This is a genomic window from Clostridium tepidiprofundi DSM 19306, assembly GCF_001594005.1.
GTDB lineage: Bacteria > Bacillota > Clostridia > Clostridiales > Clostridiaceae > Clostridium_AC > Clostridium_AC tepidiprofundi.
The window spans coordinates 1-1,740 of record NZ_LTBA01000112.1; the positions used below are offsets into that span (position 1 = coordinate 1).

Consider the following 1,740-nt stretch of genomic DNA (forward strand, 5'->3'; position numbering starts at 1 on the left):
TCTATTGATAGACTATTGGTATTAATATCTTTAACTTATATTTACTGCTCAACTCTTGAAAATGCTAATAATTCTTTTAGTAAAGGATTATTAATTTGCAGAAATGAAGTCAAAAAAGGTAATATTCTATGGATTTATGAATGTGCTAAAAATAATATTCCTATTGAAACTGTTTTTAAAACCATGAAAGTAGCATAAGGCGTAGTGTAAATATCTACTGTAAAAATTTGTATTTAAATTTTCTCATTTATAGATATAAAAGAAGTTAAAATTAATAAAAAAATATATACTATTAATATTAATGAAGTACCTGAGATTAAAGATGCTTTTAAAGAATTACCAGAAGAACTTGAAAAATTTCAAATTGATAGAATAGATCCTAATGTCATATATGTAGACAATGAATATGCTTATATAATATTAAACTATGATTGTGGTGTAAAATTATGTGATTTTTGTATAATAAAATATGATTTACTAAATAAAAAAGTAATCAAATCAAACAATATAGCTTTTTCTTGTTTATATAGATCAGTTGTATTATCACCTAAAAATGATATTGTATGTATTATTTTTTCTATATATCCATATGAAAAAGATGCATTTGTAGAAAAAAATCATTTGTCTGTTATAGATTTTACATATTTAGAAGAAATACCTGTTTGCAATTCACTTATAGGAAACTATAAAAGTAAAATAAATTCAATAACGTGGATTAATGATAATTCTTTTAATGTCAAAGGAATTTTAAATAATGGTAAAAAATATGATGTAATTCTAGAAAGAGACTTTGATTATGTTAGAGGATATTTTCGTTGAATACAGTTGAATACAAATAATAGAATAACTTGACATTCAATACATTTTGATTATTTTATAGTATAATACTACTGTATATTGATATATATGCAGTAGTCTACATAAATGTGGTATTCAAGGGGGCAAGGAATTTATGAAAAAAATAATAGGGATTTTCATTGCATTATCAGCTATTATACTAATATCTTACAATGTGTACAGTATGCAAGAAAGGATAAAAAAATTTGAACAAACAAAACAAAAATATATAGAATTATATTATGATATTGCTAAAAAAGTGTATCCTGTTGCCAGAAGTTTAGCACTTAAAAATTTTTCAGGTCGGTAGCCCGTTGATTTATAAGAATTTAAGAATAATCAGTGGAAATATGAGATTTTCCGATTTTTACTGGAAATTATAGAGAAAAAAGTTGCAAAATAAAAGCATCCTTTTTATAATAGTTTTGTTTAGAAATTCACACAAAAAGGATGCTGATAAAATGAGCAAAAGTTATTTGAAACAATTACTCACCTATACTAATAAGGTATACCATATAGGTGAAAAAATCAATACCTTAAAAGATAAAAGAGTAAAATCAGAAGTAAAAATTTCAACAATTGCTTTTATTGTTTTATTTGGATTTATGCTTCAAATAAGAAGTTTCAATAGATTAGACCATTGGCTTGAAAAAGGTAAATTTAAAAAAGTGTTACCTAAAAAAACTAGAACTCCACGCATTGACGCTGTTAGGCGATGTTTCAGTGGTTTTGATTTAGATGGATTAAAAGAAATTCATAATCATATAATTAAAACTACTATAAAAAATAAGGTTTTTAGAGGTGGTACTATAGATGGGTTAAAGGTTGTTGCAATAGATGGTGTAGAGCTATTTGAAAGCACAAAAAAATGTTGTGATAAATGTCTTACAAGAGTTGATAAAA

The 1,740-nt window shown here is 24.3% G+C and carries 2 protein-coding genes and 2 pseudogenes; all 4 read left to right on the forward strand.

What is annotated here, in order from left to right:
• Positions 1-198: pseudogene (locus tag CLTEP_RS15005) on the forward strand (IS701 family transposase); the annotation flags it as partial.
• A 423-nt stretch (positions 199-621) separates the two neighbouring features.
• On the forward strand, positions 622-819 hold the full coding sequence (locus tag CLTEP_RS13895) for a hypothetical protein (protein ID WP_066827660.1): 198 nt from the start codon (positions 622-624) through the stop codon (positions 817-819).
• A gap of 133 nt (positions 820-952) precedes the next feature.
• Positions 953-1,147, forward strand: a complete 195-nt coding sequence (locus tag CLTEP_RS13900) for a hypothetical protein (RefSeq protein ID WP_066827664.1) — start codon at positions 953-955, stop codon at positions 1,145-1,147.
• Positions 1,148-1,298: 151 nt separating this feature from the next.
• Positions 1,299-1,740, forward strand: a pseudogene (locus CLTEP_RS13905) (transposase); the annotation flags it as partial.